The following is a 23,324-nucleotide window of genomic DNA, read 5'->3' as shown; positions in this document are numbered from 1 at the left end:
TATGCCTTCGCTATTTCGTAGAAAAAGACTGATGATTGTATTAGTAGGATTTATCGTACTCGTAGCATTAATCGGCTTTTCAATCCGTGACCGTGATTCGTTAAGCACACCTGAAAAATTCCTGCAGGATTCGATCGGTTGGATGCAAACTGTCTTCCATAAACCGGTCAGTCTTGTGGACAATACCTATGAAAATATTCAAGACATGTTCGGTGTTTATGAACAGAACGAAGTATTGAAAGCGAGGCTTTCTGAATACAAGGGTGTCATTCAGGAAAACCAAAGACTTCGCAGTGAAATTGGCGAACTCCAGCAAACGTTGGATAAGTCCGATAGTTTGAGTGATTATTCCCCTGTTCAGGCAACAGTTATAGCAAGAAGTTCAGACCGTTGGTTTGAGCAGATGACGATCAATAAAGGGGAAGAACACGGCGTTGAAAAAGATATGGCCGTCATGACCAGTGATGGTCTGATTGGGAAAATTAAGTCAGTAGGTGCCTTTCATTCAAGGGTTCAACTATTAAGTGGGTTCGATCGTTCCAACAAAATTTCTGCTTGGGTCGTTCGTGAGGACCAGGATGAAGCCTTCGGTCTGATTGAAGGCTATGACGATGAAACCGGGCGCTTATTACTAGAAGAAATCAAGTTGGACGAAGAGCTCAAGCCGGGAGATACTGTCATTTCATCTGGCTTAGGAGGGGTTTTCCCGAGTAACTTGAGAATCGGAACTGTTGAAGAAGTCGTCAATGATCAATTTGGGCTGACACAAACCGCCTATGTAGAACCGTTTGCCGATTTGTTTGATATCAATCATGTGATGGTTGTCGATCGTACAGCAGAAACAGTGGATCCTGAAGCTGAACAGGAGGAAGAAGCATCATGAGTCGATACTTCATTGCACTCCTATGTTTGTTTTTCTTGATCATGCAGGGGATGGCCATGAGTATGCTGCCGGCTAATCTTGTTTACTCTGATTTGCTTATGACCCCTCATTGGATATTGATCTTCCTTTTAATCATTGCCATTTTCTATGACAAGGATGATACGTACAATGCTGTCTGGTATGGCCTTGCTTTCGGATTATTGATCGATGTTGTCTACACAGGCGTGCTCGGGGTATATATGATTACATATACCCTGATTATTTATACGGTGCATGGTTTAAACAAATGGCTGCATTCCAATTTTCTTGCGGCGTCCTTATTGGCGGTTGTTGGTGTGGCTTTAGCTGATACGATGTTGTATATCATTTATTCATTCGTACAAATTACATCCATGACTTGGGGAGATTACGCTCTATTGAGGCTGCTGCCGACCCTGGCGGCGAATATGATCTTCTTCATTCTCTTATATCCACTCGTGAAGGAAAAAGTGTATGCCTGGGGTGAAGAAGCGAGCAATATCTAGTCTGATGGAAATGTTTGAGGTTTGAGGTGAAAGAGCCTATGGCTGCTAATGTTCAAAAGGTGATGATTAAAGGAACGAGGGACGGTCTGACATTACATTTGGATGATCAATGTTCCTTCTCAGCCCTTTTAAAAGAATTGCAAAATCAATTGTCTATGAACGGATTAACAGATGAACATCCGATGATTCGTGTGACGATTAAGCTTGGAAACAGGTATTTGAATGAAGAACAAAAAGAAAAGCTCACAGAGGTTGTCCGGGAAAAGCAGAAGCTCGTTGTTGAAAAGATCGAGTCGGATGTTTTGACGAAAAAGGAAGCTCTTGAGTGGAAAGAGAATACGGAAATCACCCCTGTAGCTAAAACTGTGCGGTCGGGACAGTTAGTTGAAGTCAAAGGAGACCTGCTTTTGATCGGTGATGTGAACCCTGGAGGGCAAATCAAAGCCACAGGCAATATTTTTGTCATGGGAAGTTTGCGTGGAATTGCGCATGCAGGGTTTGAAGGGGATACGAATGCAGTGATCGCCTCTTCCTATATGCAGCCGAGTCAACTAAGAATCGCCGATCAGTTGAGCCGCTCCCCTGATTATGAATCAGAGGGTGTCTATATGGAATGTGGATTTATTGATGAGTCCATGGAAAAAATACGTATTGATCGAATACAAGAAGTTGTAAAAAAGAGACCGGATCTGGTTAGTTTTGAAAGGAGAATGATCAATGGGTGAAGCGATAGTGATTACCTCTGGAAAGGGAGGGGTCGGAAAGACCACGACTACTGCGAACCTGGGGACCGCTTTGGCCTTGCAGAAGAAAAAGGTGTGTCTCGTTGATACTGATATCGGTCTCAGAAATTTAGATGTCGTGATGGGGCTTGAAAACCGCATCATCTATGACATTGTCGATGTCGTAAACGAGCGCTGCAAGACAAAACAAGCCTTGATTACGGATAAGCGTTTTGATTGTCTTCATTTGCTCCCTGCCGCTCAAACATCTGATAAATCTGAAGTGACCCCGGAAGCGGTCAAGGCCATTGTGCAGGAGCTGAAGCAAGAGTACGATTATATCGTCATCGATTGTCCGGCGGGGATCGAGCAAGGGTATAAAAATGCGGTCGCTGGTGCGGACAAGGCGATTGTTGTCACAACTCCTGAGAAATCAAGTGTCCGGGATGCGGATCGGATTATTGGTCTGTTGGAACAGGAAGAAATGGAATCTCCGAAACTGGTCATTAACCGCATCCGCAATCATATGATGAAAAATGGGGACATGCTAGATGTTGATGAAATCGTCAATGTCCTGTCTATCGATCTATTGGGAATCGTGATTGATGATGATGCGGTCATTAAAGCATCCAATAGTGGTGAGCCTGTGGCAATGAAGCCGAATTCAAAAGCTTCTCTCGCATACAGAAACATTGCTAGGAGAATTCTTGGCGAAACGGTACCCCTTATGAAGCTCGATGAAGACCGGGGCGTTCTGGCGAAAGTCAAGAAATTCTTCGGCATGCGCACATAACCATCGTTTCACCTGCCACATTCTGTGGCAGGTTTTTTTATTTTCAATTAATAAACCTCCTCCTTGTCCCATAGACTGATAGAAAAAGGCGTAGAGAGGGGTTTGGTTGTGAAGAAGAACATTCATGATGTACGCAAGAATATAGCCGATCGAAAAAAAAGAAAGATGCATCGTCAGGGGACGAGCCCTCCTGGAGTTTTCTCCCCACCTCAAGATGAAGAAATGCATGGCTTTCCCCCTCTGGTTAATGATTACGGTCATAAACCAGTGAAAAAGGAGAGTCAGTCAAATGCGACAAGTCGTTTAGGCATGCAAGTATTCTTCGCTATTTTATTGTTTGCCCTCGTAGCTGCGGGGAAAAATACAGACCTGGCTATTGCGAAAGTTCCAAGTGATTGGGCAGTGAGCCAAATGCAGGAAGAATTCCCTTTTGCTAAAGTGACAGCCTGGTACAGTGACCGTTTTGGAGATCCATTACAGGTCATCCAGTCTGAGGGTAGAACGGATCAAGAACCTCTCGCAATGCCTGTGAATGGAACGGTGACGACTCCTTTTCAAAATGATGGCAAAGGGATTATTTTAACAACGGAAAATGGCTCTCAAGTAAAAGCGGTTCGGGAAGGAACCGTCATATTTGCCGGAAATGATCCTGAGTTTGGGAAGGCTGTAGTTTTACAGCATGAGGATGGAACGGAAACCACTTACGGTTATTTATCATCCATTGATGTCCATTTATATGAACATGTCCAATCGCAAAAGGATTTGGGATCCGTGAAAGCGGAAGAGGGGCAGGCAGCGGAATTCTTCTTCGCCATTGAAAAAGACAATACTTTTTTAGATCCAGTACAGGTGATCAAAGTGAATGAAGGTCCTTAAATTCCACGACCATATCCATATCCACCCCCTCTTCTTTTTGCTTGCTTTGTCCGCTCTGCTGACCGGGGCTATTTATGATTTCATCGTTCTGTTTTCCATAGTCATTGCTCATGAACTGGGCCATTTCCTTATGGCAAAACGGTTTGGGTGGCGTGTAGAAAGAATGGAGATTTGGCTGTTCGGGGGGGCTGTCGTGAGTGAAGAGCACAACACAAGGCCTTTTCGAGAGCAGATGCTTGTGGTCATCGCTGGCCCTTTTCAGCATCTATGGATCTTTGTTTTGCTCATGACTCTTCAATCCATAATAGGCGTACATCCTTTATTAGATGCTGCCTTCTTCTATAATGGAGTGATCTTTCTGTTTAACATGCTGCCGGTTTGGCCTTTAGATGGTGGGAAATTGCTTTTTTATCTTTTAAATCGCTTCTTTGCCTTCAGGGTGAGTCTGGCAGTAGCCCTTAGTTTATCCCTTCTGTTTATGATATTTGCTGGATTTTGGATGTTTACAGGCGGGCGCTGGACGTTAGCCGCCATCCTCCTGACCGCCTTTTTATTCATTGAAAACGTTCTCGAATGGAAGCGGAAGTCTTATACGATGATGCGTTATCTTCTATATTGCACGTATCAGAACAGGGAATCATTAAAAACTAAGTATGTAAACGTTCATCAAGAGACGCTCGTCCGTGATGTGCTGAAGAACATCCACTCCAACCGGCGCCATAAGTATGTATTGAAACATACGAATCCTTTCTATATAGTAGATGAACAAGAGTGTCTCCGGGCTTTTTTTGAACAAAAGAAGCCGCATTTAAAAGTAAGGGACATTGCTGAAATCGCTATATGATGAGGGATGACATGAGAAAATTAGTTTTACATACAAAGGCAGCCGAAAAATCGGGAGTGGTCATTGAAAATGGAGAGATCCATGAATATGTTATCGACCGGCCCGGTGCTGAAAAGCTCGCGGGCTCTATTTTTTTGGGGAAAGTTGAACGGGTGGATCAGGGTTTGGGTGCCGCTTTTATTGACATAGGAGAGGAGAAGTCAGGTTTTCTTAGGAAGGAAATGGTTCCCTGGTGTGAAGGTGAATTATCTACAGCATTGAGTACAGGGCAGAAAGTGATTGTACAAGCCGTTAAGGAACCGGTTGGCAACAAAGGGGCTGTACTGACCGCAAATGTGACATTCCCTGGCTTGTACACCATCTATCAGCCTTTTGCTCAAGGGAAACTTTCGATTTCGCGGAAGCTTGACGACGGAAAAAAATCAGAGCTTGAAGCGTTGCTGGAACTGGAATTGAACAATCCCGAAGGGTGTATTATACGAACAGCAGCGGGAGCCGTGGACCCCGGGACGATGATGGAAGAATTAAGAGAACTTCGAAATGAGTGGAAAACGATTGAAAAGAGAGAAATTAATAAACCCGGCTCTTTATGGAGTGAGCCGAGTATCCCTGATGCATTCATTCGTAAATTTCCGGCGACAACGATTCAGGAAGTAATCCTTGATGAAGCGAGCACATCTAAGCGTTTGAAGAAAAAATTTCCTTCATTGGCTAACCGCATCCGCTGGGTAAGTGATGTGGAAGGAAAGCTGCCTGTGTCCTTTTCACGTCTTCAGGAGCAAATGATCAATCCTCTTGTGGAAATGGATAATGGTGTGAGCTTAGTCATCGAAGAAACGGAAGCGATGACTGTCATTGATGTGAATAGCCATAAAGTGAAAGGACGGGCCTTTACAAATTCTCAAGCGCTTGATGTTAATATCCTGGCTGCCAGGGAAATTCAAAAGCAGATCCGTTTGAGAAATTTATCTGGAATCATTCTTATTGACTTCATTTCCATGAAGGATGAGAACAAAGAGAAACAACTCGTCTCAGAAATGAGAAAGCTTGTGAAAGAGGACCCCATGAAAACAAACGTGTTTGGAATGACAAGATTAGGACTTTTAGAAATGACGAGAAAAAGGGAAAGTCCCAGCCTGTCTTCCTTATTCATCAAGCCTAAGGAAGTGAAATTCACGGATGAGACGGCTGTATATCGTTTAGAAAGAGAACTTCTGCAAAGGAGAGAGGCGGAGGCCCTGATGGTTGCTGTTCATCCGACGATTGTGGATTGTAAAAAACGATTGCTTTCTGAGTCGATTTCTAGTAAAATTCCACAGGAGCTGTTTGTTAGGCAGGATGCTGACATCTCTGACTATCAAATAGAGCTTGAAGGGTCTTTAGACATGATCCGGGAAGCTGTTCAGCGTCGCGGATATCATGTTGACAACTTGTTTTGATCTGTGGTAACATTGTTTTGTTATTCTAGTAGCACTCCGTTGCTACAACCGCACAGAACAGGTTTTAAAACCGATTTCCGGTACCTGAATGGCGAGTCTGAGTATATTGAGGAGGTGCAAGTATGTACGCAATTATTGAAACTGGTGGTAAGCAGGTAAAAGTAGAAAAAGGCCAGGAGATCTATGTTGAAAAAATGGACGTAGAAGCTGGTGAGTCTATCACTTTTGACAAAGTTCTTTTCGTAGGTGGAGGCAACACAAAAGTTGGTGCTCCTTACGTTGATGGTGCTTCTGTAACAGCTAAAGTTGAAAAACAAGGTCTTCAGAAGAAATTGACTGTCTTCAAATACAAGCCTAAAAAGAACTACAAGCGCAAACAAGGTCATCGTCAGCCGTACACGAAACTTGTCGTTGAAGAAATCAACGCGTAAGGTTCGTATCGGATGATACAAGTATCGATGTTTCGCTCGCAAGGAGAAATTACAGGCTTTGAAATATCCGGACATGCAGAAAGTGGACCTTATGGTCATGATCTCGTCTGCGCTGCCGTATCGGCTGTTTCGTTCGGTGCTGTCAATGCTGTAATCAGCCTTTGTGGATTCGAACCTGATGTCGAACAAGGTGGTGAAGGTGGTTATTTAAAAATCACTCTTCCTGAAGATTTGGATGAATCCATTCATGTCAAAGCTCAAACCTTATTGGAAGGCATGCAGGTGTCCTTGGAAACGATTGAACAAGAATACGATCAATATATGAAAATATCCCAACGATAAGGAGGTGAAGACTCATGCTACGTCTTGATTTGCAGTTTTTCGCCCAGAAGAAGGGTGTAGGTAGTACAAAAAACGGTCGTGACTCTGAGTCCAAACGTCTTGGAGCTAAACGTGCAGACGGACAACAAGCAACTGCTGGTTCCATCCTTTACCGTCAACGCGGTACAAAGGTGTACCCTGGTGCGAACGTTGGCCGTGGTGGAGACGACACATTGTTCGCGAAAGTGGATGGTGTTGTTAAATTCGAGCGTTACGGACGTAACCGTAAAAAAGTCAGCGTTTATCCTGTAGCACAGGAAGCGTAAGCGAATAGTCCATCAGCAAAAAAGCCGCGCTTTGCTTTTCGCATAAGCGCGGCTTTTTTTATATCCTTTATTTGCTGTTTAGCAAATAATTGAGAGTAATGAGTCGCTTTTCTCAGGAACGCGTCCAAGCAGCCCGTCTGGATTCCGTTTTGGCATGAGAGCAATGATTCCTAATAGGAACGGAAAACTTATAAAGATCATTTCCAGTATTTTTTCAGTCACTAATCCTATCACGCGAAATCCTCGAAACTGATCTTATGTTTTAAATTTTTTGTTTCCTTGAATTTTTGCTATACTTTTTATTACTATGGGTTGAACGAGGGAGCTGAAACGATGGAAGAAAAAGAAATCATTGAGCTGCTCAGGCATAAGCGTCATGACTGGATGAATCAAATTCAATTGCTTCAAGGTTACGCTACCCTTGGAAAGCAGGATCGCTTGCTGTCACAAATGGAAGAAATAAAAGAAGAGGCAGAAGAAGAACGGAAATTATTGAATAGTCATTCTCTACATTTTTCTTTATGGCTGCTTTCTTTTAATTGGGTACATAAGACTTACCGGCTACGGTATTTCATAAGGGGAGAAGTTGATTTATCCCGTCATGATCATACATTGTTCGCTTATGGAAAACGGATGATTGAAATCATGGATGGACATATTGGAAATGAAGAACTTTATGAAGGTACATGTACCATCTATGTAGGTGGGCAGGATACGCTTGGATTGAGCTGGGAATGGGAAGGGCTATTTCATAAACCGGAACGTTTGAAAGAGACGCTGAATAAAGAAGGATTTATTGCCACGATTTTTGACAGTAAAGAACTTTCTATTGAAATGACAATAGAATGAAGAGGTGAATAGACATGTTTGTCGATCAGGTGAAAGTATTTGTAAAAGGTGGAGACGGTGGAAATGGTCTTGTGGCTTACCGTCGTGAAAAATTTGTACCAAGAGGTGGACCTGCTGGTGGTGATGGTGGAAATGGCGGTGATGTCATTTTTGAAGTCGATGAAGGTCTCAACACGCTGATGGATTTCAGGTATCAACACCACTTTAAAGCGGCCAAAGGTGAAAACGGGATGAATCAGAAGCAGCATGGAAAAAACGCTGATCCACTGGTTGTCAGTGTTCCTCCTGGGACAACGGTGAAAGATGCAGAGACAGATAAAGTCATCGCTGATTTAACGGATCATAAACAAAGAGCGGTCATCGCTAAAGGTGGTCGCGGAGGACGTGGAAATGCTCGTTTCGCTACGGCCAGGAACCCGGCGCCTGAAATCGCTGAAAATGGGGAACCGGGTGCAGAACTCGATGTCGTCGTCGAGTTAAAGCTGTTAGCAGATGTCGGATTAGTTGGTTTTCCGAGTGTCGGTAAATCAACATTCTTATCGGTGGTAACCGCTGCAAAGCCGAAGATTGCGGATTATCACTTCACCACTCTTTCTCCAAACCTTGGGGTAGTGGAAAGTCAGGACCATCGTAGTTTCGTAATGGCCGATCTTCCAGGCCTTATCGAAGGAGCGCATGAAGGGGTAGGGCTTGGTCATCAATTTCTGCGACATGTAGAACGTACACGATTACTGCTCCATGTCATTGATATGTCTGGAATGGAAGGCCGCGATCCTTATGAAGACTATATAACGATCAATAATGAACTATCATCTTATGATCAACGGTTGGAAAATCGTCCTCAAATCATTGTAGCAAATAAAATGGATATTCCTGATTCCAAAGAGAACCTGGAACGGTTCAAGGAGCAGCTTGGCAACGATGACATTCCGATCTATTCGGTCTCTACAGTTACACGGGATGGGTTGGATGAGTTGTTGTATGCCGTAGCAGATAAACTGGATCAAATTCCGAAGCAGGAAGAACAAGTCGAGGAAGTGGATGAACGAGTCATCTACAAATTCGAAAAAGAGGAAGCGCCATTTAAGATTACGCGTGATGATGACGGTGCCTATGTCTTATATGGAGAGAAGATTGAATCCCTCTTTAAAAGAACGGACTTCTCTCATGACCAGTCCATCAACCGTTTCGCTCGTCAGATGCGGAGTATGGGTGTGGATGAAGCGCTCAGAAAACGCGGGGCGAAAGATGGCGACACGGTAAGATTGATGGATTATGAATTTGAGTTTGTCGATTAAAGGGGAGGATTTTTCATGGCGGATTATAATGAGAAATTTTATTTAGTCCGTAGCGACATTCTTCCTGAAGCTATGATGAAGACCATTGATGCCAAAGAGCTGCTGGAGCGGGGGAAAGTAGAGTCCATTTTCGAAGCAGTCCAGCAAGTGGGCTTATCCCGCAGTGCTTTTTATAAATATAGAGATGCTGTTTTTCCTTTTCAAGCGATGGTTAAAGAGCAGATGATTACGTTGTTCTTCCACCTTGAAGATCGTAAAGGAACGTTGTCGAATTTGTTAATGACGGTTGCTAAGTCCGGTTGTAATGTTTTGACGATTCATCAGACCATTCCTCTTCAAGGCAAAGCCAATGTGACGCTCTCATTGAATACTTCCGGAATGGAAGACAGCATAGAAAAACTATTGCAGCAACTGCACAAGTTAGATTTTGTAGATCGTGTAGAGATCTTAAGTACGGGAGCTTAATTGGAGGGGAAATCATGACGGAACAACGGATTGGATATTTAGGACCAAAGGGTACGTTTACAAAAATGGCAGTGGATGCTTTGTTTGAAGGTGGAGAGTTCGTGGGCTACGAGAACATTCCTGCCTGTCTGGATGCTGTGGAGGATGGGGAAATCAGTACGGCCGTTGTCCCCATTGAAAATGCGATTGAAGGTTCTGTACACTTGACGGTTGATTATCTTGTCCATCACGTCAACCAATCAATTATTGCAGAACTGACAGTCCCCATCAAACAGCACCTTCTCGTCCATCCTGATCATGATGGGGAAATTAAGAAGGTATATTCTCACAGCCATGCCATTGCCCAGTGTCACCAGTACTTGCACACTAAGTACCCGAACGCTGAAGTGGAATACACCGCATCGACAGGAAAAGCGGCTGAAGTTGTAGCAAGTGAAGGCCCGGGTGTCGCTGCCATTGCCAACCATTTAGCAGCAGAGCAAAACGGTCTGAGGTTTATGGATACGGACATCCATGATTATGACAATAACCATACAAGGTTTGCGGTCGTCCAGAAGATCCCTACCACTTTGAAAGTAAAGGATCATCCTGTAACCAAGCACAAAACGACGGTTATGGTTACGTTGCCTAAAGATTATGTAGGAGCCCTCCATCAAGTACTCGCAGCCTTTGCGTGGAGAAAAATGAACTTATCTAAAATCGAATCAAGGCCGATGAAAACCGGCCTCGGCAACTACTTTTTCTTAATAGATGTCGATCAACCATACGATCACGTGCTTTTTCCTGGTGTGCAGGCAGAACTTGAAGCGTTAGGTTGTCAGCTGAAGGTGCTCGGAACGTATCCAAGTTACCAGATCGATGTGCCGGCCCCTGTGAAATAAGCTTGACCCTCATAACCCCTGAACCCCTTTATTAATAGGGATTCAGGGGTTTGTTTATATTTTTCTTCAAATTATTATAGGCTTTTTCATCAATGTTTTGGCTTGTGTTGCATAGAGTGTTATGAAGCTATTATTGCCTTATTGTTTTTACAGAATTACAGGAAGGGAGTTGCAGATGTGAGAATTCACATTGTACAAAAAGGAGATACACTCTGGAACATTGCCAAGAAATATGGGGTCGACTTTGAACAGTTGAAATCCATGAATACCCAGCTTTCCAATCCTGATATGATTATGCCGGGTATGAAGATCAAAGTCCCTCAAGGTACAAAACAAGTGAAAAAAGAGGCTCCTAAAAAAGAGGCCCCTAAACAACAAGCACCAGCACCTAAGAAGGAAATGCCTTCACAACCACCATATAAAGATACAACACCAAAGCCGATTCCGAAAATTAAAGAAGATGAGAAGAAACCGGCACCTAAAGGTGTCATGGAAAAACCGATGAAGCCGATGCAGCCCATTAACATGAATATGCCGATTACAATGCCGAGCATTGATCAACAGATGCAAAATTATTATACAACTTTCCACCTTCCTCAAATGCCGATGCCGCAGCCGAAAGAAGAATCACCTAAGGAGGCTCTAAAAGAAGAAGTAAAAGGAGAAAAAATGGAAGATGTGAAAGGGATGAAGTCTCCGGAACAAGCTCCAATGCCACAGCAGCCGTATTATCAACCGATGCAGCCAATGCAACAGCCGATGCAACAACCGATGCAACAGCCAATGCAACAACCGATGCAGCCGCAGTTGATGCACACCGACTATTATTGCTGCCCTCCTTATCCAGTGATGATGCCGATGCATATGCCGATGTACCAACAACCAATGCCGATGAATCAGCCTATGCATATGATGGGGGATGAATCAAGCGATGATATGGTCCAAGGCGTGCAAGCCGGTGGGGACTGTGGATGCGGAGGAGAAAAAGGACCGCAGCCATATGGACCGATGATGGGGCCATGGGGGCCGTCTCCATATGGCGCTCAGCAGCCATGGGAGCAGGCACCATATGGTGGGATGCAGCAGCCGATGGGTTATGGTCAGCAGCCACCTCACATGGGATGGGGTCAGCCTCAGCAAGGGTGGGGCCAACCATACCCACAGCAAATGGGACAGTGGGATCCCCAACAGATGGGCCAAGGATATCAACAGCCTTGGAGGGAAGATGATTTAGATGAAAGCTGAACACCGAATGGGCGATTCATACACGGATCGCCTTTTTCAATGGATGCAAACAGAGGAAAAGCTTCCCATTGAATATGAACAGACCATCAAACCGAAGGTGTACAAAGTAAGGTATGAAGGCATGCCATTTATTTTGAAGGGGTATCGGAGGTTTCATGTGATTGAAAAACAAGTGGAGTTTTTTGAACACTGGAACTATGCCTACAAAATAGCTGCAAGCCCGTATTCTTTTTATGATCGTGTCTATACGATCAGTAAACTTGGTTGTGATTGGGCTTTATTTGAACGAGTGGAAGGAAGGCACGCAGATTTCAACCGGCATAAGGATCGAAAACAAGCGGTACGTATTCTGCACCATTTTCATCGAACGACGAAAGGTATTGGTGTATTATCCATTCCTAAGGACCCTTTATATGTCAAATGGGAAAGGCGCTTAGAACAATTTGAAGAAACGAAAGATTTATTCACTGAGTTACGGAAGCGGGAAATGTTTCAGGAACTCCACGCTTGCATGAGCAAACGGTTAGAAGACTTTACTGATCATCCCTGGGGAGAGGTGGAGGAGAAAGCCTGGGACCGACACGAATGGCTGCATGGAGATGTGGCTCATCATAATTTCATTGTAGGCACGGATAAGAATATAAAAATGATTGATTTTGATCTTTTGCATACCGGGCCTCGTCTATATGACCACATTCAACTAGCTCAACGTTTTTTACCATACGTGGAACTTAGGAAATCTACTTTGCTGCCATATTTTCCTCACGTTTCAGATAAGGACATCTGGTGGAAAGGAGTCCTCGTCCCCGCTGATCTTTTGAGGGAGTGGCTTTATGGATATCGGCTTAGCTTAAGGGAAGAAGCATCAATGACCCGACATATGAGAAAGTTGGAAAAAGCATGGGAAAACCGGAAGAAGTTTGTCCGATATGCTGAGCATATGCTATGATTAGATATCATATGTGTGAAAGGATGAACAATCCGGTGGAACAAAAAGTTGAAAAAATCGTGTCCTGGCTTCAGGAACAAGTGAAAGAAGCAAAAGTGGAAGGATTAGTCGTTGGAGTCAGTGGTGGAATCGATTCCGCTGTCGTAGCTAATCTTATTAAGAAAGCATTCCCTGATCGCTCCCTGGGAGTCATCATGCCTTGTAAAAGTCAATCCGATGACCAAATCCATGCAAAGAGTGTTGTGGAAGCGTGTGACTTACCGGTTATGACAGTTGATTTGACGGAAACACATAAGGTTATGTTCTCAACCATTAAACAGCAATTGAACGATGCTGGATCTTTCAATGAAGAACAGGAAAAATTAGCCGATGCTAATTTAAGAGCCCGTTTACGCATGAGTACCCTCTATACCATCGCCACTAATCATAAATACTTAGTTGTCGGAACAGATAATGCAGCAGAATGGTACACAGGTTACTTCACGAAGTTTGGAGATGGAGGCGTTGATCTGGTACCAATCGCAAACCTTACTAAAGGTGAAGTGCGGGAAATGGCTGAATATTTAGGTGTACCGGATGAAGTCATCCATAAACAACCGAGTGCAGGGTTGTGGGAAGGCCAGACAGATGAGAACGAAATGGGCACAAGTTATGATATGATCGATCGCCACTTGAAGGGTGAGGAAATTCCTGAAGAAGATCGTAATATCATCGAAGCGATGCATAAACGTTCCGCCCACAAGCGCCAGCTGCCTCCTGCACCACCGAAATAAGCCTGGCGAATATTGACAGACTAAAACATTCTTCTTGAACCCATAGTAAGGGTAAAAGGAGAATGTTTTTATGTGGAAAATCGTTAGTATGCTTATGTTGACCACTTTATTCATGTTTGCGTGTCAGGCGGATGAAACGGCTGAACCGAAGGAAGAAGAATCACCCCCTTACCAACCTCTTGGTTATGCTCAAGATGGAGCGATTGAACGCCGAGGGCAAATTCCTACAGGGAAAGATAGTTACTTTAAACGTACAGCAGAGGAAGAATTCAGAAATGCGAAGTATGGTGAAACCAACCGTTCCCACGACAATGATTTCAATAACGAAGATGCCATGGCTGTCGTAGAAAAAGTGAATGAATTGAAGGAAATCACGATGGCTCAAGCTTATTCGACTGATGATCGCATGTATGTGGCGGTCATGATCAATCCATATGATCTGAGAGATGAAACGATTCCGGAAAAGATAGAAGCTAAGGTGAAGCAAGTGTCGGATAAAGATTTGGTTGTCTATACGAATAACAACAGCTGGGATGAAATGAAAAACTTTAACTCAAGAGACAGGGAAGCACCTGATAAAATCAGAGAAAGGTTTAAAAACTTTTTTAATCAATAACAGGGGATAACGGTTCGCTTTCAAGAAAAAAGGGGATTGTGATATATTAGAATGTAGAGTCCAATGCTGATTAAACTTACGCTAAGGGACGATAAAGATTTGTTTGGGAGAGGAGAATGTCCAATGGCTGGCCATTCAAAATGGAGTAATATCAAGCATCGAAAAGGTGCTCAAGATGCGAAACGCGGAAAACTCTTCATGAAGCTTGCTCGTGAGATTTTCATGGCGGCGAAACAAGGAGGCGGGGATCAAGAAACCAATCCTGCGCTGCGTATAGCTGTAGATAAAGCAAGATCAAACAATATGCCGAAAGATAACATTGATCGAGCCATTAAAAAAGCGACCGGGGACCTTGAAGGGGTCAATTATGAAGAATATACGTATGAAGGATATGGTCCTGGCGGGGTAGCAGTTATGGTGAAAGTATTGACGGACAATAAGAATCGTACAGCTGCAGATGTCAGACATGCTTTCAATAAAAATGATGGAAACTTAGGGGAGAATGGGTGTGTCTCCTTCATGTTCAATCGCTCAGGTTATCTTGTGATCGACAGGGAAACAACAGAGGCGGATGAAGAAGAACTGATGCTTGAAGTCATTGAAGCCGGTGGAGAGGAAATGGAAACTTCAGAAGAACAATTTGAAATTTATACGGATCCTGAATCTTTTTCTGATGTGAAACAGGCCCTGGAAGCAAATGGGTATGCCTTTACTACAAGTGAAGTGACCATGATTCCTGAAACCTATACGGAACTTGGCGAAGAAGGCGTAGAAAAAATGTTGAAGCTGATTGATATGTTGGAGGATAACGATGATGTTCAAGAAGTCTATCACAATCTTGATGCTGATGAAGCGATCCTAGAAAAATTATCGTGATCTCCCTTTGCTATGATAATAACTTCTGTTTCTGGACACACTAGAAACAGAAGTTATTTTATTTAGGGGGGATCCTGTTATGAAACGATGGGCCTGGATTGTTGGATTAACCATAGGCGTTGCCGTATTGAGTTGGTCGATGATTGATCAAACTCAACAGAAAACCTTTAAAGATAACACGCCTCAAAGAGTCATCCAGGGTAAGCAGGAGCAAATAGAATCCGTGGAGACATTGGTGAAGCCGGAACCTTTGAAACTGACGGTCATTCTAAAGGAGCATTATATAGATGGTGTGACAGAAACAACAAAAAAAGAAGAAACCATATGGTCTATGATGGATTTTTGGGCTTCGTACGAGGGATGGACGGTTGAAGAACAGCAGTTGGACAGGGTGGTTTTTCAGAGAGAAGTCGATGATATCTCTCCTTTGACAAAACAGACGGGGTATTTCGGATTGACAGAGGATGGCGAGCTAGCCGTCTTTCAAGGTCTTCCTGATCAAGGGAAGGTGATAGAATCCTTTAAACCAGTACCCATAAAGCCGTTAGAAACAAAAAGAGAGAATGAATTAAAACAGGGCATAAAAATCAAGGATCATCGACACTTTGAGCAAGTCGTACGTCAATTTTCCAAACAAGATGAAGTATGAAAGACGTTAAAACAGCCACAAATCATTGTGGCTGTTTTATGCCGTTTCAAAGGGGATCCACGGCTTTTTAGCATGGGCGAACATGTGCTTGTATGTTACAATAGGAAGGATAGCAATAAAGGGTAGAGAGGGAATTTTACAATGATTAGTTACGTGAAAGGTCAGTTGACGACACTCGATGAAGGGTCGATCACTATAGAAACAGGCGGCATAGGATACGAAGTGCTGTGCGCGAATCCATATCATTTTCAAGATTCAATGAGCAAGGAAGTCAAAGTACATACGTACCACTATATAAGAGAAGATAATCAATCACTTTTCGGTTTCAAGAAAAAAGAAGACAAACAGCTTTTTGCTCAGTTACTAAACGTTTCTGGCATTGGACCAAAAGGAGCACTTGCAATCCTTGGAACAGTGAGTGTACCAGAATTCGTATCGGCTATTGAGCAGGAAGACGATAAATACTTAACGAAATTTCCGGGAGTCGGTAAGAAGACTGCTCGTCAGATGATCCTTGATTTAAAAGGGAAGCTGATTGTCTGGCTTCCTGATGAAGACAATGAGGACACTCTATTCTATCAGGATGATCTGACCTCGAAAGAGAAGCGGGCATTCGTGGACGACGCGGTTGAAGCATTAAAAGCCCTGGGTTATACAGAAAAAGAAGTGAAGATGGTTCGTACAGAACTTGAAAAAGCCAACCATGGCAGCGTGGATGATTATGTCAGACAAGGGCTGCAGTTACTTATGAAATCTTAAGGGAAGGAGGGATGAATGTTGGAAGATCGCATGATATCCGGAGAACAACAGAACGCCGACCAGGAGATTGAGCTTAGTTTACGGCCGGAAACTCTGAAACAGTATATTGGTCAGGATCAAGTGAAAAATAACCTTAGCATCTTCATCGAAGCGGCAAAGATGCGGAATGAGCCCCTTGACCATGCACTGTTGTATGGGCCGCCCGGTTTAGGTAAAACAACACTTGCTTCGATCATTGCTAATGAGATGGGGGTCCAGTTTCGAACGACGGCTGGTCCAGCCATTGAGCGAGCCGGGGATTTAGCGGCTATTTTATCTTCTTTGGAACCAGGGGATGTCCTCTTCATTGATGAAATCCATCGCCTTCCACGTTCTGTCGAAGAAGTTCTCTATCCTGCTATGGAAGATTTCTGTCTTGATATTGTCGTAGGAACGGGGCCGAGCGCGCGCTCTGTAAGACTTGATCTTCCACCTTTCACGCTGGTCGGAGCTACAACGCGGGCCGGTTTGCTTTCCGCGCCTCTCAGAGATCGTTTCGGTGTGCACAGCCGTCTGGAATATTACGATACGAAAGCGCTTTGTTCCATCGTAGAACGGACAGCAGAAATCTTTTCTGTTGAAATCGACGGGGCGGCGGCTGTTGAAATCGCGCGTCGTTCGAGAGGAACACCGAGGATTGCCAATCGCCTGTTGAAGCGTGTCCGCGATATTGCTCAGGTAAAAGGGGAGACAGTCATCAGCAAAGCAACGACACAGGAAGCATTGGAAATGCTTCAAGTAGATGCAGAAGGTCTTGATTTTATCGACCACAAATTGCTGAAAGGGATCATGGACAGCTTCCAGGGAGGACCTGTGGGATTGGATACGATAGCCGCAACCATTGGGGAAGAACCTCAAACGATTGAGGATGTTTATGAGCCGTTCCTGCTGCAAATTGGTTATATCCAACGCACGCCAAGAGGCCGGGTGGTCACACCTAAAGCCTACGCTCACTTCAACAGGGAGGTGCCTGGCTCTTGACGGGGTTTGGTAAAATCTTTATTGTAATAGGGATTGTGTTCATACTGATTGGTATAGTATGGAGCATATTTGGAAAATTGCCAGGCGATCTCAGCTTTAAAAAAGGAAACGTCACGTTTTATTTTCCCATTATGACTTCCATTATTGTGAGCATTGTCCTTTCGTTAATTTTCTATTTCATAAGAAAATTTTGACCGATTACACATAGAATAGGGGATTCACATGGATATTAAGCAATACGATTTTGATTTACCGGAGGAGCTGATCGCCCAAGTTCCATTAGAAGATCGCACGGCTTCCCGGCTCATGGTTTGTGATCGTTCAGAACAAACCATTGAACATCAGCATTTTTCTCAAATCACCGATTACTTAGAAAAAGGTGACTGCCTTGTCTTGAATGACACTAAGGTTTTGCCTGCACGGCTGTACGGTTCCAAAGACGGGACCGGTGGGAAAGTAGAGGTCCTGCTTCTTCATCAAACAGCCCAGGATGAATGGGAAGTGCTGGTCAAACCTGCGAAAAAGGTAAAATTTGGTACAAAGATCATATTCGGAGAAGGGAAGCTTGTAGCCGAATGTACCGAATTGCAAGAGCACGGAGGACGCAAGGTGAAATTCAGTTACGAAGGTATTTTCCTTGAAGTACTGGAATCTCTGGGAGAGATGCCTTTGCCGCCATATATCAAAGAGCAATTGTCAGATAGAAACCGGTATCAGACTGTCTATGCAAAGGAAGAAGGTTCAGCCGCTGCCCCAACCGCTGGATTACACTTTACAGAAGAACTGTTAAAGGATTTGCAGTCGAAGGGGATTGAACTTGCGTATTTGACACTCCACGTAGGGCTTGGTACTTTCCGTCCGGTCAGTGTTGATCAAGTGGAGGAACATGATATGCATGCAGAGTTCTACCAGTTGAGTGAAGACACAGCGAATCAGCTCAATGCAGTTAAAGAACGAGGCCGAAGGATCATATCGGTAGGAACCACTTCTACGAGAACTCTTGAAACCATCATCCGTGATTACGGGACTTTTAAAGAGGCAAGCGGTTGGACGGACATCTTCATTTATCCGCCTCAGAAGTTGAAAGCCATCGATGGATTAATTACTAACTTCCATTTGCCTAAGTCCACCTTAATCATGCTTGTCAGTGCCTTTGCAGGACGAGACTTTATTTTGGAAGCTTACAAACAGGCGGTAGAAGAAAGGTATCGTTTCTTTAGTTTTGGAGATGCGATGTTCATAAAATGATCTTTAGGATCAACAGTGAGAAAGGGTAGAAATCATGGCAATCACATATGAATTGATTAAAACATGTAAGCAGACTGGCGCACGTCTGGGAAAGGTCCATACACCACACGGATCTTTTGAAACACCGATGTTTATGCCTGTCGGTACACTAGCAACCGTTAAGACAATGAGTCCGGAAGAGTTGGAGCGGATGGGTGCACAAATCATTCTCTCAAATACGTACCACTTGTGGCTCCGTCCAGGAGAAGACATCATTGAAGAAGCAGGTGGTCTCCACAAGTTCATGAACTGGAACGGATCTATTTTAACGGACTCCGGGGGCTTTCAGGTCTTCAGTTTGAGTGATCTTAGAAAGATTGAAGAAGAGGGTGTCCATTTCCGGAACCATATTAGTGGAGAGAAGCTTTTCTTATCTCCAGAAAAAGCAATGCACATCCAAAACTCCCTTGGTCCGGATATTATGATGGCCTTTGACGAATGTCCCCCATATCCAGCCGAGCATAAATACATGAAGGACTCGGTAGAGCGTACAAGCCGTTGGGCTGAGCGTTGCTTGGAAGCACACAAGCGTCCGCATGATCAGGGGTTGTTTGGAATCATCCAGGGTGGAGAGTATGAAGATTTACGTCGTCAGAGTGCTCGTGACCTGACATCCATGGACTTTCCGGGTTATGCAATCGGAGGGCTTTCTGTTGGTGAACCGAAGGATGTTATGAATCGTGTTCTCGAATTCACCACACCTCTGATGCCTGATCAAAAACCTCGTTATCTCATGGGAGTCGGTTCGCCGGACTCTTTGATTGACGGCAGCATTCGGGGGATTGATATGTTTGACTGTGTGCTCCCAACACGAATTGCAAGGAACGGGACTCTGATGACTTCTGAGGGAAGACTAGTTGTGAGAAATGCGAAATATGCACGTGATTTCCGTCCCATTGACGAGAATTGTGATTGCCACACATGTAGAAATTACAGCCGTGCTTATATCCGCCATTTAGTCAAAGCTAACGAAACATTCGGTTTCAGACTTACGACTTATCATAATCTTTATTTTCTGTTAAACTTAATGAGGCAAGTGCGTGAAGCCATTAGAGAAGATCGACTCGGTGACTTTAGAGAAGAATTCTTTGAAATGTATGGTTTCAACAAACCAAACGCAAAGAACTTTTAGAAAGGGGGAAAATAAATGGATACATTAGTAGGTTTACTTCCAATTATTCTAATGTTTGTCATTTTCTATTTCCTATTGATTCGACCGCAGCAAAAGAAACAGAAGCAAGTACAACAAATGCAGTCGGACCTCCAAAAAGGCGATAGAGTTATAACAATCGGAGGACTTCACGGAACGATTCATGCGATTGATGAAGGTACGCTTGTGATTTCTGTACAAGATGGTACTCAACTTAAATTCGATCGTTCATCCGTGCGTGAAAAATTGAGCTAATCAAATGCAATCCCGCTACATCATCTTGTAGCGGGATTTTACGTACCGTCATCTCCTCACCGTTTTACGTGGCAGGTTGACTCCTATCATTCCACCAAGCCAGGCCGCAAGAACCAACCCTCCGAAATAGCTTAATTGAGGCAGAGATACCCATGAGTTTTCAAAAATGACTTGAAATAAAATCATCGCACTGACGAAGATCAGCCCGGTCATCCCTCCAGAGAGCCAGCCTTTCTGTTCTCCCTTATAAGCTGCCAGCATGCCACCGATGGCGAGAATGCTTATCCCTGCAACTAGAGCTAACTGATTGAGTGTTTCATATTCCATTCCAGTAAACCTTAATAAAAGTGCTAACACGCCTGCAAATACAATCATTAGGATAAAAATAGATCCGACTCCATACCCCAGGACCCCTGACAATAACTTTTTCATCCCATCCCCCCCTTGATATGCTTGTCACTTTTATCTATATGCATGAAAACTCTATAGATAGAAGCAGATATTTTCCTCTGGACTTGAATAAGTATTAATAAAGTCCGTCCAAAAAGGGGAAGATCTATGTCAACTGTACTTGCAATACTCATTTTTGTAGCTAGCTATGTACTGATAATGACGGAGAAGTTAAACCGTGCACTGGTAGCTGTAGCAGGTGGCGTACTTCTTTTAATGACAAAGATTTATGAATGGGAACAGGCTTTTGGATTTATAGACTGGGAAACCGTTGCCCTCCTTTTTTCTATGATGGTGTTAGTGTCCATCACGAAAAAGACAGGGATTTTCACTTTTTTAGCTATTTGGTTAGCACAGCTTGTCAAAGGAAGACCTGTGCCGCTTTTACTCGTAACAGCGCTGTTTACAGCGGTAGGGTCTGCTTTTTTAGATAATGTTACAACGGTTCTCTTATTTGTACCTGTCCTTTTGACTCTCGTCGATCGTTTGAAACTTCCCGCATTTCCTTATTTGATCATGACGATTTTCAGCTCTAATATTGGTGGTACGGCTACGCTCATCGGTGACCCGCCGAACATTATGATCGGACAAGCGGTGGACCATTTCAGTTTTGTATCATTCCTTTATCATCTAGGCCCTGTAGTATTCATTATTTTTGTCCTCGTCACGCTAGGCATCATTCTGCTATTCCGCAAAGGGCTTACGTATGATCATGCCTTAGCGGAGGACTTAATGAGTGTAGATGCGAAAGAATATTTGAAAATGTCGCCGTTGCTCTTTCAATCCATCTCCGTCATGCTTCTTACGATCGGCGGTTTCATGATGCATCCATTTATTCATATGGATATAACGACGATCGCTGTCAGCGGAGCACTATTGCTGCTCTTTTTGTCTGAGAAAGAGCTTGAAGTTGAACATGTTTTTCAGGAAGTCGAATGGGTGACGTTGTTTTTCTTTATGGGCTTGTTCATGCTTGTAGGGGGATTAGAGACGGTAGGTGTGATTGATGAATTAGCAAGAGGAATGGTGTGGATCTCAGGTGGAGATATGCCTATCACTTCGATGGTGATGCTTTGGAGTGCAGGAATCCTTTCAGGTGTTGTCGACAACATCCCATTCGTTGCCGCTATGATCCCTGTGGTTCAGGAGTTGCAGGGATATGGAATGATGAACGTCGATCCTGTCTGGTGGTCATTGGCTCTTGGGGCCTGCCTTGGAGGGAACGGTACCCTTGTCGGGGCTTCCGCCAATGTAGTTGTGGCGGGCCTTGCAGCCAGTCATAATAAACCCATTCCTTTTATTAAATTTTCACTGTACGGCTTTCCGGTTTTGATCCTTTCTTTAATCGTATCATCCATTTATATTTGGTTCCGCTATTTGCTTCCATTTCTTTAATAAAACAGGAAAAATAGGTGATGTTAACTAAAGGGAAACCTTTAGGAAAGGTTGTGCTCGGAGTGCTTGTATTCAGCATTATCATTCGCACACTTATCACCTATTTAATCATTCTGCTTGTTTTCCGCTTCATGGGGAAAAGAGAAATTGGTGAACTTAGTGTTATGGACTTGGTCGTATTTATCATGCTGGCTGAAATTGCCGTCTTCCTTATCGAGAATCCGGGTGAGGCTATTTGGAAAGCCATCGTGCCTATGGCCGTTCTCCTTGCCATCCAAATTGGTAGTGCATGGATTTCATTGAAAAACCAGCGATTCAGAAACTGGTTCGACGGCAAGCCTTCCATCATCATTAAACACGGAAAAGTAGATGAGAAAGAGATGAAGCGTCAGCGTTATAACTTCAATGATCTGTTGTTGCAATTGCGCGAACATGGCATTCAACAAGTAGGGGATGTCGCTTATGCGATTCTGGAACCATCAGGAAAGCTTTCGGTATTTGAAAAGAAAGACGATGGCAGCTCTGATTATGCCGTTGTTTTAATTGCTGATGGTGAAGTGCAATATAGTGGTCTTCAAACAATCCGGAAAAATAAACAATGGCTCGTAAATGAAGTGCGAAAGCAGGGGTTTCATTCTTTCAATGAAATATCCTTATGTACCATTAACGACCAGGGCGAAGTCCAAATCGACCAAAACAACGAATTTAAATAACCCCATTCTCTCAAAAGAAGAGAATGGGGTTATTCAACTAAATGGCAGGTTTCTTTAAGACTCAGTTTCGAGATGTTTTTGAGTGGATGGGGCTGCGGGGAATAACTCGCTTTCCGCGGGAGCGCGGTGAGCCTCCTCGGACTGCGTTGAAGTGACCCCCAAGAGTTGGACACCTTCTAACTCTGACCGAAGGGGGATACACCTTGAATAAATTTACGAATGAAGACAAATTTCAAGCCGTCCATCGATATCTTGATGAAACCATAAGCTACCGTCATCTAGCTAAAGAAATCGGCGTAGACAACTCTGCTTTACGTTATTGGGTGAAATTATATGAGTATCACGGAGATCAAGCTTTTGCGCCTCCCTATACAAACTATTCCTCAGAATTTAAACTGAAGGTAATTACATGTATCGAAGACGAAGGGTATTCCATTCGTGAGGCCTCAGCTCTCTTCCATATCCCCGATTATTCCATGGTTCGAAGGTGGATGAGGAAATGGAAGAATGGCGGTATGGGAGCCCTTGCGTCCAA

At 43.8% G+C, this 23,324-nt stretch carries 30 protein-coding genes and 1 other annotated feature; of the genes, 29 read left to right on the top strand and 1 reads right to left on the bottom strand.

The window, feature by feature from the left end:
• The first annotated feature begins 31 nt into the window (after positions 1-31).
• From mreC to yajC, 26 genes are all read left to right on the top strand, one after another.
• Entirely contained in the window at positions 32-883 is an 852-nt protein-coding gene (gene mreC / locus GLW00_RS15160) for a rod shape-determining protein MreC (protein ID WP_326314080.1), read from the top strand.
• Positions 880-1,407: a rod shape-determining protein MreD gene (gene mreD / locus GLW00_RS15155; protein ID WP_160915459.1), complete on the top strand. Its 528-nt coding sequence runs from the start codon at positions 880-882 to the stop codon at positions 1,405-1,407. The genes mreC and mreD overlap by 4 nt, the downstream gene beginning before the upstream one ends.
• Before the next feature lie 38 nt (positions 1,408-1,445).
• Positions 1,446-2,132 (top strand): septum site-determining protein MinC, encoded by a 687-nt coding sequence (minC, locus tag GLW00_RS15150; protein WP_160915458.1) that lies wholly within the window; start codon positions 1,446-1,448, stop codon positions 2,130-2,132.
• Positions 2,125-2,922, top strand: coding sequence for a septum site-determining protein MinD (gene minD, locus GLW00_RS15145; RefSeq protein ID WP_160915456.1), 798 nt, complete (start codon positions 2,125-2,127; stop codon positions 2,920-2,922). Before minC ends, minD begins: the two co-directional genes overlap by 8 nt.
• 108 nt (positions 2,923-3,030) lie before the next feature.
• Entirely contained in the window at positions 3,031-3,798 is a 768-nt protein-coding gene (locus GLW00_RS15140) for a peptidoglycan DD-metalloendopeptidase family protein (RefSeq protein ID WP_160915454.1), read from the top strand.
• On the top strand, positions 3,785-4,642 hold the full coding sequence (locus GLW00_RS15135) for a site-2 protease family protein (RefSeq protein WP_160915452.1): 858 nt from the start codon (positions 3,785-3,787) through the stop codon (positions 4,640-4,642). The genes GLW00_RS15140 and GLW00_RS15135 overlap by 14 nt, the downstream gene beginning before the upstream one ends.
• A gap of 11 nt (positions 4,643-4,653) precedes the next feature.
• On the top strand, positions 4,654-6,081 hold the full coding sequence (locus GLW00_RS15130) for a ribonuclease E/G (RefSeq protein ID WP_160915450.1): 1,428 nt from the start codon (positions 4,654-4,656) through the stop codon (positions 6,079-6,081).
• Between the two features lie 36 nt (positions 6,082-6,117).
• Positions 6,118-6,190: a sequence feature (ribosomal protein L21 leader region), on the top strand.
• Between the two features lie 13 nt (positions 6,191-6,203).
• A complete protein-coding gene (rplU, locus tag GLW00_RS15125; protein ID WP_160915400.1) occupies positions 6,204-6,512 on the top strand; it encodes a 50S ribosomal protein L21 in 309 nt (102 codons plus the stop codon).
• Positions 6,513-6,524: 12 nt separating this feature from the next.
• A complete protein-coding gene (locus GLW00_RS15120; RefSeq protein ID WP_160915448.1) occupies positions 6,525-6,854 on the top strand; it encodes a ribosomal-processing cysteine protease Prp in 330 nt (109 codons plus the stop codon).
• Positions 6,855-6,868: 14 nt separating this feature from the next.
• Positions 6,869-7,159: a 50S ribosomal protein L27 gene (rpmA, locus tag GLW00_RS15115; protein ID WP_035509352.1), complete on the top strand. Its 291-nt coding sequence runs from the start codon at positions 6,869-6,871 to the stop codon at positions 7,157-7,159.
• Positions 7,160-7,492: 333 nt separating this feature from the next.
• Positions 7,493-8,008: a Spo0B domain-containing protein gene (locus GLW00_RS15110; protein WP_160915446.1), complete on the top strand. Its 516-nt coding sequence runs from the start codon at positions 7,493-7,495 to the stop codon at positions 8,006-8,008.
• A gap of 14 nt (positions 8,009-8,022) precedes the next feature.
• Complete coding sequence (gene obgE / locus GLW00_RS15105; protein ID WP_160915444.1) at positions 8,023-9,306, top strand: GTPase ObgE; 1,284 nt, start codon at positions 8,023-8,025, stop codon at positions 9,304-9,306.
• Positions 9,307-9,321: 15 nt separating this feature from the next.
• Positions 9,322-9,771, top strand: coding sequence for a transcriptional regulator ThrR (gene thrR, locus GLW00_RS15100; protein WP_160915442.1), 450 nt, complete (start codon positions 9,322-9,324; stop codon positions 9,769-9,771).
• Positions 9,772-9,785: 14 nt separating this feature from the next.
• On the top strand, positions 9,786-10,652 hold the full coding sequence (pheA, locus tag GLW00_RS15095; RefSeq protein ID WP_160915441.1) for a prephenate dehydratase: 867 nt from the start codon (positions 9,786-9,788) through the stop codon (positions 10,650-10,652).
• A 177-nt stretch (positions 10,653-10,829) separates the two neighbouring features.
• Complete coding sequence (gene safA, locus GLW00_RS20910; RefSeq protein WP_160915439.1) at positions 10,830-11,897, top strand: SafA/ExsA family spore coat assembly protein; 1,068 nt, start codon at positions 10,830-10,832, stop codon at positions 11,895-11,897.
• Positions 11,887-12,846 (top strand): aminoglycoside phosphotransferase family protein, encoded by a 960-nt coding sequence (locus GLW00_RS15085; RefSeq protein ID WP_160915437.1) that lies wholly within the window; start codon positions 11,887-11,889, stop codon positions 12,844-12,846. Before safA ends, GLW00_RS15085 begins: the two co-directional genes overlap by 11 nt.
• 35 nt (positions 12,847-12,881) lie before the next feature.
• On the top strand, positions 12,882-13,619 hold the full coding sequence (gene nadE, locus GLW00_RS15080) for an NAD(+) synthase (protein WP_160915435.1): 738 nt from the start codon (positions 12,882-12,884) through the stop codon (positions 13,617-13,619).
• Positions 13,620-13,689: 70 nt separating this feature from the next.
• A complete protein-coding gene (locus GLW00_RS15075) occupies positions 13,690-14,235 on the top strand; it encodes a YhcN/YlaJ family sporulation lipoprotein (protein WP_160915433.1) in 546 nt (181 codons plus the stop codon).
• Between the two features lie 123 nt (positions 14,236-14,358).
• The gene (locus tag GLW00_RS15070; RefSeq protein ID WP_160915431.1) at positions 14,359-15,111 is read left to right on the top strand and encodes a YebC/PmpR family DNA-binding transcriptional regulator; all 753 of its coding nucleotides are present in this window, start codon (positions 14,359-14,361) and stop codon (positions 15,109-15,111) included.
• 79 nt (positions 15,112-15,190) lie between these two features.
• Positions 15,191-15,760 carry a BofC C-terminal domain-containing protein gene (locus GLW00_RS15065; RefSeq protein WP_160915430.1) on the top strand — a complete coding sequence of 190 codons (570 nt, stop codon included), beginning with the start codon at positions 15,191-15,193 and terminating at the stop codon, positions 15,758-15,760.
• Between the two features lie 141 nt (positions 15,761-15,901).
• A complete protein-coding gene (gene ruvA, locus GLW00_RS15060; protein WP_160915429.1) occupies positions 15,902-16,519 on the top strand; it encodes a Holliday junction branch migration protein RuvA in 618 nt (205 codons plus the stop codon).
• A gap of 18 nt (positions 16,520-16,537) precedes the next feature.
• Positions 16,538-17,539 carry a Holliday junction branch migration DNA helicase RuvB gene (gene ruvB, locus GLW00_RS15055; RefSeq protein WP_160915600.1) on the top strand — a complete coding sequence of 334 codons (1,002 nt, stop codon included), beginning with the start codon at positions 16,538-16,540 and terminating at the stop codon, positions 17,537-17,539.
• The gene (locus GLW00_RS15050; protein ID WP_160915428.1) at positions 17,536-17,733 is read left to right on the top strand and encodes a DUF2905 domain-containing protein; all 198 of its coding nucleotides are present in this window, start codon (positions 17,536-17,538) and stop codon (positions 17,731-17,733) included. Before ruvB ends, GLW00_RS15050 begins: the two co-directional genes overlap by 4 nt.
• Positions 17,734-17,761: 28 nt before the next feature.
• Positions 17,762-18,787: a tRNA preQ1(34) S-adenosylmethionine ribosyltransferase-isomerase QueA gene (gene queA, locus GLW00_RS15045; protein WP_160915427.1), complete on the top strand. Its 1,026-nt coding sequence runs from the start codon at positions 17,762-17,764 to the stop codon at positions 18,785-18,787.
• Positions 18,788-18,818: 31 nt separating this feature from the next.
• Entirely contained in the window at positions 18,819-19,958 is a 1,140-nt protein-coding gene (tgt, locus tag GLW00_RS15040; RefSeq protein ID WP_160915598.1) for a tRNA guanosine(34) transglycosylase Tgt, read from the top strand.
• Between the two features lie 15 nt (positions 19,959-19,973).
• The gene (gene yajC / locus GLW00_RS15035) at positions 19,974-20,231 is read left to right on the top strand and encodes a preprotein translocase subunit YajC (RefSeq protein ID WP_089652641.1); all 258 of its coding nucleotides are present in this window, start codon (positions 19,974-19,976) and stop codon (positions 20,229-20,231) included.
• A 48-nt stretch (positions 20,232-20,279) separates the two neighbouring features.
• Here yajC and GLW00_RS15030 read toward each other — a convergent pair whose 3' ends face one another.
• On the bottom strand, positions 20,280-20,663 hold the full coding sequence (locus tag GLW00_RS15030) for a TIGR04086 family membrane protein (RefSeq protein WP_160915426.1): 384 nt from the start codon (positions 20,661-20,663) through the stop codon (positions 20,280-20,282).
• Between the two features lie 126 nt (positions 20,664-20,789).
• On the opposite strand from GLW00_RS15030, the gene GLW00_RS15025 reads away from it, so the two are divergent.
• From GLW00_RS15025 to GLW00_RS15015, 3 genes are all read left to right on the top strand, one after another.
• Positions 20,790-22,076, top strand: a complete 1,287-nt coding sequence (locus tag GLW00_RS15025) for an ArsB/NhaD family transporter (RefSeq protein ID WP_160915425.1) — start codon at positions 20,790-20,792, stop codon at positions 22,074-22,076.
• 20 nt (positions 22,077-22,096) lie between these two features.
• Complete coding sequence (locus GLW00_RS15020; RefSeq protein ID WP_202412525.1) at positions 22,097-22,789, top strand: DUF421 domain-containing protein; 693 nt, start codon at positions 22,097-22,099, stop codon at positions 22,787-22,789.
• Positions 22,790-22,992: 203 nt separating this feature from the next.
• The coding region (locus GLW00_RS15015; protein WP_160915424.1) for a helix-turn-helix domain-containing protein at positions 22,993-23,324 on the top strand (332 nt) is incomplete at its 3' end.

The organism is Halobacillus litoralis (genome assembly GCF_009856445.1).
Classification (GTDB): Bacteria; Bacillota; Bacilli; order Bacillales; family Halobacillaceae; genus Halobacillus; species Halobacillus litoralis.
The sequence above is the reverse complement of the archived record's forward strand: the minus strand, read 5'-3'. Positions and strand labels throughout refer to the sequence as shown.